13 protein-coding genes are annotated in these 15,839 nt (G+C 62.8%); 7 read left to right on the top strand and 6 right to left on the bottom strand.

The annotated features are described in order from the left end of the window. Positions 1 to 316: 316 nt before the first annotated feature. The 4 genes from J2858_RS23045 to J2858_RS23030 all read right to left on the bottom strand — a co-directional run bounded on the left by J2858_RS23045 (position 317) and on the right by J2858_RS23030 (position 6,333). The gene (locus J2858_RS23045) at positions 317 to 589 is read right to left on the bottom strand and encodes a hypothetical protein (RefSeq protein ID WP_210107214.1); all 273 of its coding nucleotides are present in this window, start codon (positions 587 to 589) and stop codon (positions 317 to 319) included. 88 nt (positions 590 to 677) lie between these two features. Continuing rightward, the gene (locus J2858_RS23040) at positions 678 to 3,782 is read right to left on the bottom strand and encodes an efflux RND transporter permease subunit (RefSeq protein WP_210107213.1); all 3,105 of its coding nucleotides are present in this window, start codon (positions 3,780 to 3,782) and stop codon (positions 678 to 680) included. Beyond that, positions 3,779 to 4,909 carry an efflux RND transporter periplasmic adaptor subunit gene (locus J2858_RS23035; protein WP_210107212.1) on the bottom strand — a complete coding sequence of 377 codons (1,131 nt, stop codon included), beginning with the start codon at positions 4,907 to 4,909 and terminating at the stop codon, positions 3,779 to 3,781. Before J2858_RS23035 ends, J2858_RS23040 begins: the two co-directional genes overlap by 4 nt. Beyond that, complete coding sequence (locus tag J2858_RS23030; RefSeq protein WP_210107211.1) at positions 4,909 to 6,333, bottom strand: efflux transporter outer membrane subunit; 1,425 nt, start codon at positions 6,331 to 6,333, stop codon at positions 4,909 to 4,911. Before J2858_RS23030 ends, J2858_RS23035 begins: the two co-directional genes overlap by 1 nt. Before the next feature lie 145 nt (positions 6,334 to 6,478). Here J2858_RS23030 and J2858_RS23025 point away from each other — a divergent pair, with 145 nt between their 5' ends. Continuing rightward, the gene (locus tag J2858_RS23025; RefSeq protein ID WP_210107210.1) at positions 6,479 to 7,165 is read left to right on the top strand and encodes a response regulator; all 687 of its coding nucleotides are present in this window, start codon (positions 6,479 to 6,481) and stop codon (positions 7,163 to 7,165) included. A gap of 2 nt (positions 7,166 to 7,167) precedes the next feature. After that, positions 7,168 to 8,460 (top strand): HAMP domain-containing sensor histidine kinase, encoded by a 1,293-nt coding sequence (locus J2858_RS23020; protein WP_210107209.1) that lies wholly within the window; start codon positions 7,168 to 7,170, stop codon positions 8,458 to 8,460. A gap of 610 nt (positions 8,461 to 9,070) precedes the next feature. Here the strand turns inward: J2858_RS23020 and J2858_RS23015 are convergent. Continuing rightward, positions 9,071 to 9,757, bottom strand: coding sequence for an alpha/beta fold hydrolase (locus tag J2858_RS23015; protein ID WP_245367155.1), 687 nt, complete (start codon positions 9,755 to 9,757; stop codon positions 9,071 to 9,073). A 110-nt stretch (positions 9,758 to 9,867) separates the two neighbouring features. Between J2858_RS23015 and J2858_RS23010 the strand changes: the two genes are divergently transcribed. From J2858_RS23010 to J2858_RS22990, 5 genes are all read left to right on the top strand, one after another. After that, entirely contained in the window at positions 9,868 to 11,472 is a 1,605-nt protein-coding gene (locus tag J2858_RS23010; protein WP_245367184.1) for a sensor histidine kinase, read from the top strand. After that, positions 11,465 to 12,106 (top strand): response regulator transcription factor, encoded by a 642-nt coding sequence (locus J2858_RS23005; protein WP_210107208.1) that lies wholly within the window; start codon positions 11,465 to 11,467, stop codon positions 12,104 to 12,106. The genes J2858_RS23010 and J2858_RS23005 overlap by 8 nt, the downstream gene beginning before the upstream one ends. 91 nt (positions 12,107 to 12,197) lie before the next feature. Next, complete coding sequence (locus J2858_RS23000; RefSeq protein WP_210107207.1) at positions 12,198 to 12,569, top strand: response regulator transcription factor; 372 nt, start codon at positions 12,198 to 12,200, stop codon at positions 12,567 to 12,569. A 30-nt stretch (positions 12,570 to 12,599) separates the two neighbouring features. Then, entirely contained in the window at positions 12,600 to 12,905 is a 306-nt protein-coding gene (locus tag J2858_RS22995; protein WP_245367153.1) for a UBP-type zinc finger domain-containing protein, read from the top strand. 59 nt (positions 12,906 to 12,964) lie between these two features. Then, positions 12,965 to 14,638, top strand: coding sequence for an FAD-dependent oxidoreductase (locus J2858_RS22990; protein ID WP_210107206.1), 1,674 nt, complete (start codon positions 12,965 to 12,967; stop codon positions 14,636 to 14,638). 85 nt (positions 14,639 to 14,723) lie between these two features. Here J2858_RS22990 and J2858_RS22985 read toward each other — a convergent pair whose 3' ends face one another. After that, the gene (locus tag J2858_RS22985; RefSeq protein ID WP_210107205.1) at positions 14,724 to 15,839 is read right to left on the bottom strand and encodes an FAD-dependent monooxygenase; all 1,116 of its coding nucleotides are present in this window, start codon (positions 15,837 to 15,839) and stop codon (positions 14,724 to 14,726) included.

The following is a 15,839-nucleotide window of genomic DNA, read 5'->3' as shown; positions in this document are numbered from 1 at the left end:
ATCGGCAATCGAGTTTCACCCCTCAGCTTCCGGCCAAGTATCATCGACGACCCGAACTGCCGCCTGATCGGTCACTGGCGGTTCGTTGAGTTAGGTCTGTGGGATCGCGACCTTGTCGCGCGTGGCTCCACTTTCTAGGAAGTGGGAGCCTCCGGCACACCCGGGTCGGTTCACCAGAGTGACGGTGCGCACACCGAGTGCGTCAACCGACGCATCTGTGAGCAGAAATAGACAGAGATGATGCATCGCCTTGAGAGGATAGGAACCAACGATCGGAGATCTTTAAGGCCCTTTCGGCTCTGATAGTGCTCAGTTGTCACGAGGTTGGTTTCTCTCGCAAAGGCTTGTCCGCGAAGGCAGCGGACGGATACCAGTAACCGTCGCTGTGCCGTCTGTAACCTTTGCGGCGATCCTTCATGCCCAAATGGCCGTTGAGCATGTGCCGTCCGGCATCCTTCTTCTTGTCAAGCTGGGCTACGGGCTTCGTCGGCCGGTCCGTCCTGCTGCTGGTCTGGGCATTCGCCGTCGAGATGCCGCCAAGAATGATGGCGCCGATCATTGCGACGGATAGGTAAGCTATATTTTTCATGATGAACTCCCGAGATCGTTGCAAGACGATGCCCCTATCGCCCTCCTGTTCCGGCCAAAACCCGAATTTTGCGTTCGTTTGCAGTTATTTACACCTCTGGTGACGACTGGGTCGCGACCTCTCCGGTCGGCGGGGTTATCGGCTGCTTGCGCCGTCGAGACCCGGTGATCCAGACCAGCAGGTCATCCAGGAAGGTGAAGACGACCGGGATGATCAGCAGGCTGAGGAAGGTTGAGGTGATCAGGCCGCCGATGACGACGATCCCCATGGGCTGGCGAAAGCTGGAATCGCCAGACACAAGGCTGAGGGCTGCCGGCAGCATGCCGCCGGCCATGGCGATGGTTGTCATGACGATCGGCCGTGCGCGCTTGTGGCAGGCATCCACCAAAGCGTCATAGCGGGACATGCCGGCGCGGCGCGCCTCAATGGCATACTCCACGAGCAGGATCGAGTTTTTCGAGACGATCCCCATCAAAAGCAGCAGACCGATTACGGCCGGCATGGAAAAGCTGGTGCCCGTCAGCACCAGGGGCAGCATCGCTCCGCCAAGCGCCAACGGCAGCGCCATCAGGATCGTCACCGGCTGCAGGAAGTCGTGGAAGAGCAGGACCAGCACCGCGTAGATGCAGAAGATGCCGATCGCCATCGCTGTCCCGAAACTGCTGAACAGCTCGCTCTGGCGCTTCAACTCACCCTGTTCGACAAACTTCACGCCCTGGGGCAGGTTCTTGTAACCGGGCAGTTGTGCCGCCTCGGACGTCACCTCCGACAAACTCCTGCCGTTCAGCTCGACCGTGATCGAGACGTTGCGCGACCGGTCGAGCCGGTCGATCTGCGTGGGGCTGGAGCCGAGCGATATGTCGGCAATGGCGCCGAGGGCAACTTTGCCGTCCTTGCCCTCTACAGGGATGAGCGAAATCGCATCGAGCGACTGCCGGCTTGCCGTATCGAGCATGACGCGGATCGGGACCTGGCGTTCCGGCAGGTTGAGCTTCGACAGGGCTGCATCATAAGCGCCAGCGGTGGCGACCCGGATCGCCTCGGCGATAGCCTTGGACGTCACCCCCAAAGATGCAGCCTCTGCGAGATCCGGCCTGATGGTGATCTCCGGCGATTGCGTGGCCGCCGACGAGGTCACGTTGCCGATGCCCGGCAGCGTGCGAAGGTCGGATTCAAGGCTGGCAGCTGCCTTCCCCAGAAGCTCCGAATCGTCGCTGGCCAGCGTCAGCGTCAGCTGCGTCCCATTGCCGCCGGATCCGATCTCAATCCGGACACCGGGCAGGCGTTCCAGCGCCTGACGCAAATCCGCCTCAATCTGCGACTGCTTGACATTGCGATCGTCGATCGGCGTCAGGTTGACGACGAGCGTGGCGCTGTTGGTGCTGGTACTCGACGTGCTGTTGATGCCGGCGGTGGAGGCGGTGCCCGTTGCCTGGAAAACCGAAGTGACATGGTCCACGCCGGCAACGATGGCGGCTGCCTTTTGCGCCGCTTCGTCCGTCGCTTCGATGGTCGAGCTCGGGGGCGTTGTCACCGTAACCTGGGTCTGCCCGTCATCGGAGGCTGGAAAGAACCCGGTCGACAGATGGCTGAGAAGCAGGACGGTGAACGCCAGGAACCCAATGGTCCCCAGCACCGGAATCCAGCGGCGGCGAAGCGCACCCTTGACCGCCCACATGTAGGACCGCATCAGCCAACCGTCGTCTTTGTGCGGCTTGCCGCTCGCCTTCATCATGTAGGCCGCCATCATCGGCGTCACGAGGCGTGCAACCAGAAGCGAGGCAAGGACGGCGACCGAGGCGGTGATGCCGAACTGCTTGAAGATGATGCCGGGAATGCCGCCCATGAATGCAGTCGGCAGGAACACGGCGACGAGCGTGAACGTCGTCGCAATAACCGCCAGGCCGATTTCGTCAGCGGCTTCCATCGCCGCCTCGAAGGGAGCCTTGCCCATGGTGAGGTGGCGCTCGATATTCTCGATCTCGACAATTGCGTCGTCGACGAGGATCCCGACCACCAGCGACAGCGCCAGCAGCGTGATGGTGTTCAATGTGTAGTCGAGCAGATACATCACGAGAAAGGTCGGGATGATCGACAGCGGCAAGGCTACGGCGGCCAGGAGCGTCGCCCGCCAGTCGCGCAGAAACAGCCAGACGACGAAGATCGCAATCAACGCCCCCTCGTAGATCATGTGCATCGAGGATTCATAGTTCTGCTCGATCGGGACGATCGTATTGTAGGCTTCCTCGATCGTCACTTGCGGATTGTCCGCGGCGAATGTCTTCATCGCCGCGCGGACCTCGTCGGTGACGGCGACGTCCGAGTAGCCCTTGGAGCGCTTGATCTGCGCGGCGATCACCGGCTTGCCGTTGATATAGGCAAGCGAGCTCAGGTCGCTGTGCGAATCGGTCACCGTGCCGAGTTCGTCCAGCCGGACCCAGCTTCCGGCCGGAAGCGGGATCGGCGTTGCGGCGACCTGCTCTGCGCTGTTGGCGGCAGCCCGCGTCCGGACGGACTGGCTTTCACCGCCAATGCGCCCCTTGCCGCCCGACAGATCGGACTGCACCGCCTCGAGCTGATCGTTGATGTCGTTTGCGGTCAATCCGAGGCCGTCGAGGAGATTTGCGTTCAGCTCGACCCGAACTTCCCGGTCGACGCCGCCCAGGCGCCCGACTTCGCCGACGCCGTCCACCGCCATCAGGGCCCGGGACAGGTCATTGTCAATGAACCAGGACAGTTCGGCCTCGTCCAGCCTGTCGGATCGCACCACATAGGTGATCAGCGGCGAAGAGTTCAACGACTGCTTCGAAACGGTCGGTGCGTTCATCTCTTCCGGCAGGTCGTCCTGCGCCTGGTCGACGGCGCTCTTTACCTCGTCGAGTGCTTCCTGCGTATCCTTTCCGACTTGGAACGCGACGGAAATGCTCACGGAACCATCGGTGATCGTCGTGGTTACGGAATCGAGCCGCGTGAGGCCGGTCAGCTTGTCCTCGATCTTGCGTGCGACCTCCGTCTCGAGCTGCGAGGCGGCTGCCCCGTCAAGCGACGCACTGATCTCGATGGTCGGAAGATCCATGTCGGGAAAGTTCTGGATGTCGAGACGGTTGAACGCCCACAGGCCGCAGGCGGTCATCAGGATGAACAGCAGGATCGGCGGAACGGGATTGCGGATGGACCAGGAGGAAAAGTTCACTTCCTTGCCTCCGTTTCGGCCGCTGCAACGGCATCGACCACCCGAACGACGGACCCGTCCGCCAGAAACGCGCCGCCGGACATCACGACATCGTCGGTCTTTTCGATTCCCGAGACGATCTCGACCCTGTCGTCTTGCCGCCGCCCCGTTTCGACCCGCTTGCGTGTCACGGTTGGCTGATCGGTCGCGTGTAGGACGAATACGTAGGAAAACCCGTCCCTCAGGGTGACAGCCGTGGCTGGAACCGTCAGAGCATCGGTGGAGTCGAAGGTAAAATTGCCGCTCACAAGAATGCCGGTCTTGGGTTCCGGCATCCCTTTCGCCGGCTGCAGCGCCACATACACAGTCACCCGCCCGTTGCTGGTCGACGTCGTGGGCGACACCAACCTCACCTCACCGCGCACGTCACCGAGCGGCGTCGGGATGACGGCTTTCGTGCCTTCCTTGACATCGGCAAGCCGCTTGACCGGCAGTTCCGCCTGCCACTCGATCCGGTTCTGACGGATCAGCTTGAACAGTTCGTCGCCGGCGCTCACCACCTTGCCCAGCGACGCCGAACGTTCGGAGATCACGCCATCGTCGATCGCGTAGACCTTGGTACGATCGAGGGTAAGCTGCGCTGACACCAGTGCAGCTTGCGACGATGCCAGTGCCGCCTTGGACTTGCGCTCGGTGATCAGATATTCCGTCGTCTGCTGGTTGGAAATGGCACCGGAACCGGTCAGCCCGCGGGCGCGGTCGGCATTGGCGCCCGCTTGATCGAGATCCGCCTTGGCCTGCTCGACGCTTGCCTGCTGTTGCTCGAGTTCCGCCTGCGCGGTTTCGGCATCAAATTGCACCAGGAGATCCCCCTTCTTCACCGCCGTTCCAACATCGGCATTGACGGCGATGATGCGCAATCCACCGACTTCGGCAGAAATCACCGCCTCGTGCCAGGCGGCGAGCCTGCCGCTTGCCGGGATCAGCACCGGCCACTGCAGGGTCTCCGGCTTGTTCACCCTGACGGTGAGTGCGGCGGCACCGGCCGTCGTCCGGGTGGTGTCCTGGGTTCGGGCATCGTGTGCAAAGGGGAGCCAGACGGCGAAAGCGAGCGCCATCGCGGGCAAGAAGCATGAACCTGTTCGCATCATTTCGTTCCCTGTGCAGAGGCAAGGCTGACGACCGGGGCAGACCAGCCGCCTCCGAGCGCCTTGTAGAGGGCGATCCAGTACTGGACTGCGTCGCGCCTGATTTCGATAAGGGTGATCGCCGCCGATTGCGCCGATCGACGGGCTTCTTCGCGGTCGAGAATGCTGACGCCGCCCGACGCCCAGTTCTGGTCGACGGCGCGGAAATAGCTCTGATAGTTGTCGGCAGCACTGCGGGCGTCGGCGATCCGCCGAAGCGCGGTATCGACACGCACGAGCGCCGTTTCGACTTCGGCAACGGCGCTCAGCACGCCGGACTTGTAGCTTGCAACCGCGATATCGTAATCCGCGACAGAGCTGCGCACCGCTGCCCGTCGCGAGCCGCCATCGAGCAGCGGCACCGACAGCGCCGGGCCGAAGGACCACGGGACCGAACGGCCGGTCACAGTGGATTGGCTGATGGAAATCGAACCGCTGAGGCTGAGGCTGGGGTAAAGGTCGGCCTTTGCCGCGCCGACGTCGGAGATCGTCGCGACGACTTCGGCCTCCAGTGCGTTGACATCGGGTCTTTGTCTCAGCATCTCTGCGGGCACAGAGGTGATCCGCAGCGCAGAGGGCTGCGGAATTTGCCGCTTGCCCTGATCGAGCAAGCGGCGGACCGCCTGCTCATCGCCGCCCGTCAGCTGGGTGAGTGATTTGACCAGGATCTCGCATTCGCCGCGCTGTGCCGTCAGGCTTGACGAGGAAGCCGCGGCACTGGCGCGCGTCAGCGCCAGATCGCCGGTAGATGTCAATCCGGACCCGGCCGATCGTTCCGTTGCGCGCACGGTTTCCCTCTGCGATGCAAGTTCATCCCGGTAAAGGCGCTCCAGCTCGCGGCAGGCACGATACTGGACATAGTCGTCACCCACTTCGGCGGCGACCGAAACACGGGCGTCGTGCCAGGACCAGACCTTACCATCGACCCGCGATGAGGCGGCGCGTGCCTGCTGCTTTGTCTTGCCGAACAGATCGAGTTCCCAGGCGGCGTCCAGTCCGCCGGATTTTGTCGTACCCGCCGCCAGCCGGTTGCCATCGTCGCCCTTGTTGCCTTCGCGGCCCGCCGAGGCAGAGCCGTCGAGCGACGGGAACAGCCCTGAGCGGGTGCTGTCGAGCGTCGCGCGCGCCTTGTCGATATTGGCGACGGCCTCCTCGACGGTCGGGTTTTCACGCTCTGCCAGGCGCAACAATGCCTCAAGCGTCGGATCCTTGAAACTTGCCCACCAGGCCAGGAGATCGCTTGAGCGTCCACCATGCGGTACGGTCGCATGCCAGGACGATGCGACGGTCGGCGCCGCCGGCCTGAGGTCGCCGAGGCTCGTGCAGCCGGTCAGCGTGGCTGCTGCGGCCATGGCCGATAGCAAAGAGGAAAGAGTGCTGCGCATGATCACGGGCCGCCTTGAACTGAAGGCCGCACTATAGGGATCGCCGTGTTAATGTCGGTCAAGACCGTGTTAAGTTGGGTAAAACTGCTGTCTTCTTGGATTGGAGGTCGTAAAGCTGAAGTCATTGAAGGGGCGGAAGCAGGGCATGGCCAAGGTACTTTTGATTGATGACGACACTGAGCTGACCAACCTTTTGGGTGAATATCTGACCAAGGAAGGCTTCGTCGTCGAAACAACGGCGGATGGTCGCGTCGGCGTTGCCGAGGCCATGTCAGCCTCGACCGACCTGATCGTGCTCGATATCATGATGCCGCGGATGAACGGCATTGAGGTGTTGCGCAAGATCCGTCAGGTGAGCGACGTGCCTGTACTGATGCTGACGGCGCGGGGAGACGACATCGATCGCATCGCCGGGCTGAACCTGGGCGCCGACGACTATGTGTCCAAGCCCTGCTCGCCGGGCGAACTGGCGGCCCGCATCCGCGCAATCCTGCGCCGGTCCGGTCGTTCCGAGCGTGACGGCGGCGCAGACGAGATCAGGACCGGCGATCTCGTTCTGTATCCGTCGACCCGCAGGGCCGAGTGGCGCGCAGCACCGCTCGACCTGACGGGCACCGAATTCAGTCTGCTGGAAGTGCTGGCCCGTTCCGCCGGCCAGCTGGTGTCCAAGCAGGACATCTCGCTCAGCGCCTTCGGCAAGCCGTTGACGGCGTTCGACCGGAGGATCGACGTTCATATCAGCAGTATCCGTCAGAAGCTTGGCGCGCGTCCGGACGGTCAGTCCTGGATCCAAGCGGTGCGCGGCCGCGGCTACCAAATGCTGGAAGGCTAGCCATGCATCGCCTGTTCTGGAAATTCTTCACCGTCGTCTGGCTCGCCATGGCCGGATCGATCGCGATCTTGTTCGCCATCAGCACGCTGTTCCAGTCGCCCTTCGAGGAAGAGGTTGCCAACCGCGAGCTCGCCCTTACCCTGGAGACGGCAGCGCAGGTGCTGCAGGCCGAGGGCGTGGAGGCGGCAACCCGGCTCGTGGCCGCCGTGCGCCGCACCGGACGCGACATCCCCGTCACGATCACTGCGATCGGCCCGGCAATCGATTGCGCGGCAAAGGACAAGGAGGGGCTTGTCCGGAACGCCATTCGTGACGGAGAATGCTACCGGATGGAGATTGCCGGTGCGGCGCCGAGCTTGATGGCGAAGACCTGGCCGCGGGCGGTTCCATGGCTGGCGGCCCTGCTCTCGGCCGCAGCCGCCGCCTACTGGTTGGCACGCTATTTCATCGCGCCGGTCGAGCAGCTGCGCTACGGGCTGCGTGCGCTTGCCAAGGGCGAACTCGACGTGCGCATCGCTCATACGATCGGCGCCAAACGCGACGAGATCACCACGCTGGCGCACGATCTGGACATTACCGCTGCCAGGCTGCAAGAACTCCAGACCGCTCAGCAGCAGCTGTTCCATGACGTGTCGCACGAATTGCGCTCGCCCCTTTCTCGGCTTCAGGCCGCCATCGGCGTGCTGCAGCAAAACCCGGCGCGGCTTTCGGCGATGATCGAGCGGATGGGCCGGGAGGTCGAGCGCCTCGACGAACTGGTCGGCGAGATCCTGACGCTGGCGCGACTGTCGGATCGTGATACCACGCGCTTCGAACGGCAGAAACTCGACGTCGTCGATCTGATCCGCGAAATCATCGAGGATGCCGGCTTCGAAGGCCAGGCCCGCGGCATTACCGTCCAGTATGCCGGGGTCGACAGCTTCGTCGCCTTGGTGAATGGCGAACTGATCTATCGGGCGCTCGAAAACGTCATCCGCAACGCCATCACCCATACCGGACCCGGCACAGCCGTCCGCGTCGCTTCCAGGGTGCTGGACGGGCAGTTGCTCGTCACCGTCGAGGACGACGGCCAAGGCGTGCCGGACGCAGAGCTGGAGGCGATCTTCGAGCCCTTCTCCCAAAGTTCGACAATGACCACCCGGCCGGGGTTCGGCCTCGGCCTCGCCATCACCCGCCGCGCGGCACAGTGGCACGGCGGCGGCGCAAGGGCGGAAAACAGGCCCGCCGGCGGTCTTCGCGTCTCGATCACGCTCTCAGCGCCAACGCCGGACGGATCAGCTCCCGCTGCCCGGTGATGTCAGAGAATCCCCCGTACATTGTAATAGTTTCTGTGAACATAAATTTGAGCCCGGCGGAAAGTACTGATGATCTAAGCACAACGACGCGAACGTGCCACGCGATTATCGTTTGATCATTGGACCGTACGCCTTGACGGGACTGGAACCGTTGGTCCGGTCGTTAAGTCGCTGTTTACAATCCGGCCAAATATTTGCCTGCGGAGTGACCGCTCTGGAGCCGTGACCTGTCTGTTCGCTTTTTTGTGCCTTGATCACGGAGCAGACATTCGACTGGCCGCCAAGTCTCCGCACAAGCGGCTACGTATTTGGCAGCTCGCGACGATCCGGAGCTTATTCGAGCAGAAAGACTGGCTGGCTCGTGAGCGATCCTCTGTGAGATGAGCGGCGGCGCGACGATGGACCATCGGCGATTGTTTCGTCGGCAGCCCCTACCTGCGCTGATGAGGTTGTCGTATCCTGTCCGCTAAAAAACTAAGCGATTGCAGGACCAATCCGATAGAGCGACAAAAGACCTTGTTAACGACAGACTTCATCTTGTCCGCCGGAGAGGCGGTTCAATCCGGCAATCAGCAATCGATTGCCGGATTGTCATCTCGTTGAACTTAGATCAGCTCTTGATGAACGCCATCAGGTCCGGGTTAATCACATCGGCATGGGTGGTCAGCATGCCGTGCGGGAAGCCTTTGTAGATCTTGAGAGTGCTGTTCTGGAGCAGCTTGGCCTGGACCTCGGCTGCATCCTTGTAGGGCACGACCTGATCGTCATCGCCCTGGGTGACCAGCGTGGGAACGGTGATAGCTTTGAGGTCCGCCGTCTGGTCGGTCTCGGAAAAGGCTTTGATGCCGTCATAGTGGGCCTTGGCACTGCCCATCATTCCCTGGCGCCACCAATTGTCGATCACGCCCTGCGAGACCTTGGCGCCATCACGGTTGAAGCCGTAGAAGGGGCCGGCTGCGACGTCGATGTAGAACTGCGCGCGATTGGCGGCCAGCGCCGAGCGGAAACCGTCGAAGACCTCGATCGGCGTGCCTTCAGGATTGGACGGCGTCTTGAGCATCAGCGGCGGAACCGCGCTGACGAGGACAGCCTTGGCAACACGGCCCTGCGGCTGGCCATACTTTGCAACATAGCGGGCAACCTCGCCGCCGCCGGTCGAGTGACCAATATGGACTGCCTTGCGGAGGTCGAGATGTTCAAAGACAGCCGCTGCATCGGCGGCATAGTGGTCCATGTCGTGACCGTCGCTCACCTGGGACGAGCGGCCGTGACCGCGGCGGTCGTGGGCGGAGGCCATCCCAGCCGCATTGGGATGGCCTCTCTTTTGACCGGTGCGGCTATGAGGCTGAGTTTGCAGACAAATGCGGTATTTCGCATTTGCGTTTTACCAATCGGGATGGCTTGATGATGACATCGACCTCAACGGGAGAATTGCCCCTGCGATCGCTGATCCTGGTCAACCCGAAACGACTGCCTGCCCGGTTCGAACTGGGCGTGCTTGCGTGCGCATTTCTGCTCGCAGCGCTGATCTTCTATCTCGACACGTTTACCGATATCCACAGCGCGCTGGCGACGCTCTATGTCATCACGCTTCTGTTGTCGGCGGAAACCCTGACGGAACGGGGAACGCTGCTGCTGACCGCGATCTGCATTAGCCTGGCGGTCTTCTCCTATCTGGCAGCGCACGGGCTGCATGCCGATCTTGCCGCGACCCTGCGCCTGGCCGTCGCGGTGGCGGCCATGCTGATCACCTGCGCCCTCATCATCCGCAACCAGCGCGCCCGTGCCGACCTGATGACCTTCAATGCCGCCCTGCAGAGCAGCGAAGAGCGCTACCGGACGATCTTCGAGCAGAGCCGCGTTGCTCTCTGGGAGCGCGACTATTCCCAGGTTCGCGCGATGCTGACGGCGCTGAAAGCAAACGGCGTCAAGGATCTCGGCGCCTATGCACGGGACAATCCACACTTTCTGGAGCAATGCATCGCAAGTGTGCCGACTGTCGCCGCAAACGCGGCGGCGCTCGAACTGCTCGGCAACGTCAGCAGCGACAATGCCCGCTCGATGCGTCGGTTCATTGCCCAGAACGACGCGACTTTCCTCGACCTCATCGAGGCCATTTTCGACAACAGAACGCATTTCGAGGGCAAGGGCAGCATCATCACCAGCGATGGCACCAACAAGCTGGTGCTGCTGACCGTCGGCTTCCCTGAAGATCCCGCCAATTTCAACCGCGTCATCGTTGGCATGTTCGACATCACGGAACGGGAGATGGCCCAGAAGGCCCTGTTCGAGGCCCAAAGTGAACTGGCACTGGCCTCGCGGGCGGCAACCGTCGGCGCCCTGTCCGCCTCTCTCGCCCACGAGCTTAACCAGCCGCTCGGCGCGCTTGTGGTGAACGCCCAGACCTTGCTGCGCTGGCTCGACCGCGACCCGCCGGATCTTGAGGCCGTTGCCCGCTCGGCCGAACGCATCGTGCGCGACAGCCAGCGTGCCAGCGATATCATCCAGAGTACGCGGTCCATGCTCGGCAAGCGGGAGCCGGTCCGGGAACAGGTTTCGCTGGTCGAGCTGGTGGGCGAAACCCGGGCGCTGATGGAGGGGGAGCTTGCCAGGCACAGGATCACTTTCGAGACGCGCGCGGCATCCCCCCTGCCCTCCGTCAGCGCCGTGCGCATCGAACTGCAGCAGGTGCTTATCAACCTGATCTCAAACGCCATTCAGGCCATGAATGAGACGCCCGACGAAAGCCGGCAAATCGTGGTGTCGATTGAACCGGCAAGTGCCGCAAGCATGAGCCTAAGCGTCCATGATGGCGGGCCTGGCCTTAGCGCCGACATCCTGGCAAATCTGTTCAAGCCGTTTCACTCCACCAAGGAAACCGGCCTTGGCATGGGGCTTGCCATCTGCCGCAGCATGCTGGAAGCCCGTGGCGGCAGCTTGACCGCCAGCAACCACCCCGAAGGTGGCGCCCTTTTCGAAATGACCGTACCGATCGAGGCCCTCGATGACTGATGCACGCATCCCGGCAAAAGCCCGACTAAGCGACACGCCTGTCGTCTACATCGTCGATGACGACCCTTCGATCCGCGAAGCGCTGGTCGATCTCTTCCTGTCAATCCGCACAGAAGCGAAATCCTTTGAAAGCGCCCAGCACTTCCTCGATACGGCCGATCTTGGCCGGGCGGGCTGCATTCTTCTCGATGTGCGCCTCCCCGGCGCAAACGGCCTCGATTTCCAGGTCCACCTGGAAGCCCTCGGCAACCGCATGCCGATCATCTTCATGACCGGGCACGGCGATATCCCCATGTCGGTCCGCGCTATGAAGGCCGGCGCCGTCGACTTCCTGTCAAAGCCTTTTCGGGACCAGGATATTCTCGACGCGGTGTCGGTCGCCTTCCAGAAAGACCGCGAAATCCGCCAGCAGTCGGCCGCCAATGGCGCCGTCGCCGAGCTTGCAAAGACGCTGACGCGCCGCGAACAGGAAGTCATGGCGGCTGTCGTGCAGGGCTTGATGAACAAGCAGATCGCTTTCAAGCTCGGCATCAGCGAGATCACGGTGAAGTTGCATCGCGGCAATGTCATGCGCAAAATGGAGGCGCGTTCCGTTGCCGAGCTGGTGCGCAAGGCCGAACTGCTGGGCCTCTAATTCGAAAACCTAGACTCTTGTATGGTGCAATGCTGCGCCCCGAAGGCGCATATAGGGGTCAGTTGAGTTTACAAGGCAAGGCCCGAGCACAGTGTCCAAGTTACCCGTCATAGCCATCGTTGACGACGATCAGTCGATCCGTGAAGCCCTTGACGACCTCGTCTTGTCCTGCGGCTACCGGAGTCGGCTGTTCTCCTCCGCGGAGGCTTTCCTTGCTGACGACGATCGACGTGCGATCGATTGCATGCTGGTCGACGTCAAGATGCCCGGCCTGACCGGGATCGAACTGCAGGCCGTTCTGAACGCGGAAGCGGCCCCCAGGCCGCCGATGATCTTCATGACGTCCTACCGCGACGAACGAACCAGGGCGGCGGCGCTGGAGGGCGGCGCCTTCGCCTTTCTGGGCAAGCCGGTCAATTTCAACCAACTTGTGCTGTGTCTTCAAGAAGCGCTGGAGCCCTGAACGTCTCCAGATGGTCCAGGAGTGGAATTCATGCCTCACCCATGCTCCCATCAATCGACGATCCGGTCGGTCAAGCCGATGACGCTCGGCTGTGAGGAATGCCTCAAGACCGGGCAGGTCTGGCTTCACCTGAGGCTCTGCCGCGAATGCGGTCATGTCGGCTGCTGCGACCAGTCGCCCGGCCGCCACGCCACGGCGCATTTCCATGCCACCCGGCATCCGATCATCGAGGGCTATGACCCACCGGAAGGCTGGGGCTGGTGCTATGTGGACGAAACCATGGTGGAGCTGCCGGACCAGACACCACAGCGCGGACCGATCCCGCGTTATTTCTGACGCCGCAGCGTCGGGCCGATTGGCGAAATGGCTTGGTCCAACAAGCCGGGGGACATATCATGGCAGATCTCAGCGCACGCCAGCACCAGATGTTTCCGGTGCTCAACCCGCATCAGGTCGAAACGGCCAGACGCTTTGCAAGCAGTGAGCCGAGGCGGTTCGAACCTGGCGACGTCGTCTATAATCTGGGTGACCACGCAGCGCCCGCCTGGCTGGTGCTGGAAGGATCCATGGACGTCTTTCGCCATGAAGGTCTCTCCCATGAGGCGCCGATCACGACCCATGGCGTCGGCCAGTTGTCAGGCGAGGTCAACCAGCTCTCAGGGCGCCCGACGCTTGCCGGCGCCCGCGCCGGAGCGGCGGGCTGTACGGCCGTCGCCTTCGATGCTGCCCATCTGCGGGCGCTGGTCATCGGCTCCGCCGATGTCGGCGAGATCATCATGCGGTCCTTCATCCTTCGCCGCGTCGGGTTGATCGACGCCGGCGCGGGTTCGGTTCTCATCGGAACCCCCGGCAATGCCGCGCTCTCACACCTGCAGGGATTTCTCGCCCGCAGCGCCTTTCCCTATATCGTGCTGGATGCTGCCGCCGAGGGCGAAGGCCGGGCGCTGATCGAACGCCTGGGCATCCCGGCATCCGACCTGCCGCTGATGGTCTGCCCCAACGGCACCGTGCTGAAAAAGCCGACAGACGCGGAGGCCGCAGCCTGCCTGGGGATGACGCCGAAGCTTATTCCCGGAAAGCTCTATGATGTCGCCGTCGTTGGCGCCGGACCCGCGGGTTTGGCCACGGCGGTCTATGCCGCATCGGAGGGTCTTGACGTCATCGTCATCGACGAACGGTCCGTGGGCGGTCAGGCCGGCGCCTCGACACGCATCGAAAACTATCTCGGCTTTCCGACCGGGATTTCGGGCCATGCCCTGGCGGGCCGAGCCTATAACCAGGCGCTCAAATTCGGCGCGGAAATGGTGCTGCCGGTCGAAGTCAGCGGGTTGATCCCGCCGAAGGATGAAGGCGCCCCCCTCAGCCTCGCCCTTGCCGGCGGCGAGACAGTGCTGGCACGCAGCATGGTGATCGCATCCGGCGCCCGCTACCGGCGGCCGGACATCGCCAATATTGCGATCTTCGAAGGCAATGGTGTTTCCTACTGGGCCACGCCGATCGAGGCAAAACTCTGCGCCGGCGAAGAGGTGGCTTTGGTCGGCGGCGGCAATTCGGCGGGCCAGGCGATCGTGTTCCTCGCACCCCAGGTGCGGACCTTGCATCTGGTGGTCCGCCGGGCGCTGGAGGAGACGATGTCGCAATACCTGATCGACCGCATCAGGGCTCTCCCCAACGTCGAACTTCACATGCATTGCGAAGTGGACGCGATCGACGGCGACCCGGCCATCGGCCTCTCCTGCGCAACCCTGCGCAATCGGCTCGATGGCAGCCAGCGGCAGTTGCCCCTTCACCACCTGTTCCTCTTCATCGGTGCCGATCCAAACACCGGGTGGATCAGCGACCGCGTCCACATTGATGCCAAGGGCTTCATCGTGACGGGCCGGTCCTTCGACACGCTCCGCGGTTTTGCCCGCAATCCCCTGCCCCTTGAAACCAGCCTGCCGAATGTCTTTGCGATCGGCGACGTCCGCGCCGGATCCACCAAGCGGGTCGCCGCTGCCGTCGGCGAGGGTGCCGCGGTGGTTTCGCAGATCCACGAGGCGCTACGCTTTGCAAGCACCGCACGGTGAAGGATCATCGACCCGAGACGCAAACAACCCGCAGGCACATGCCTGCGGGTTGTTCTTCATACACAGGGCACCGTTCGGCCGGTCTTCAGAGGGCCGATGCGCCCAGTTTCCGGCCATAGGCGGCGATTTCGCGACCGACCTCTATACGTTCGGCTTCATAGTGCTGCAGGGCCGTGGCCAGATCACCCGCCCGTGCCAGGTGGTCGCTTAAGGCCATGACGTCGCCGGCGGCCTTCGAGACACCCATGGCCGTGTGCGGCCGCGCGACAAAGGCTGCGTCGCCGATCAGGACGACCGACCGGCCGATCATCCGCGGTGCCTCATAGTCGAATATGCCCTGGATCGACGGGCTGGGCTCAGCGGCGACCGCCAGCGCGAACTGCGGCGGAAGGGCCTGGCGGGCATCGTCGCGCAGGCCCTGAAGCCGGTCTTCCGACAGACCGCCACGGGCGAGCGAAAACGCATGGGTCTGGTGTTTTGTATCCGTGAAGGTGGCAGGCAGGTCGCGGTCGGCAACCTTGCGGTACCAGACCCAGTTATAGCGCCGATTGCCTTTGTCCATTTCCCCGCGTGATCCCGGAACCAGATAACCGAGCACATGCACGCCCGGCCGGACATAGAAGGAAAACCGGTCAAGAAGCAGGGCCGCTGCCTCAGACAGATCTCCTTCCGGGATTAACCCGCGCCATGCGACATAACCGGAATAGCGGTTCCGGTGGTCCGTCGGGTTGACGGCGCCGCGCACCACGGAGCCAAGTCCGTCCGCACCGATCACCAGGTTGGCGCTTTCGCGCGTCCCATCGGCGAAGACGAGTTCTGCACCGCTGTCACCGTCGATCACATCGACGACGTCTTGTCCCAGCAGGTAGCTCCCCGGTGCGATGCGGGCGGCGACCGTCTCGAACAGCACATCCCAGGAGATCTGGGTCTGCGGTGTGCGGACGGTCTGGGCGATGCTGCCGTCATGGTTGAGATAGATGCGTTCCCTGGCCACCACGCCGACCCGCGCAACCTCATCGCAGCCGATCCGTCGAAGGATGTGCAACAGGTCGTTCTGACCGACCAGGCCGGCGCCCCGGCCGCCAAGGCCCATCCTTGACCGCTCATAGATGCGAACATCATGACCGGCCTGCTGGAGCATGATCCCGGCAAAGAGACCGGCAAGCGACCCGCCGACGATCCGGATACGGAGCTTTTCCAT

Origin of the sequence: Neorhizobium galegae (assembly GCF_017877135.1) — a bacterium.
GTDB classification, from domain to species: domain Bacteria; phylum Pseudomonadota; class Alphaproteobacteria; order Rhizobiales; family Rhizobiaceae; genus Neorhizobium; species Neorhizobium galegae_A.
The sequence above is the reverse complement of the archived record's forward strand: the minus strand, read 5'-3'. Positions and strand labels throughout refer to the sequence as shown.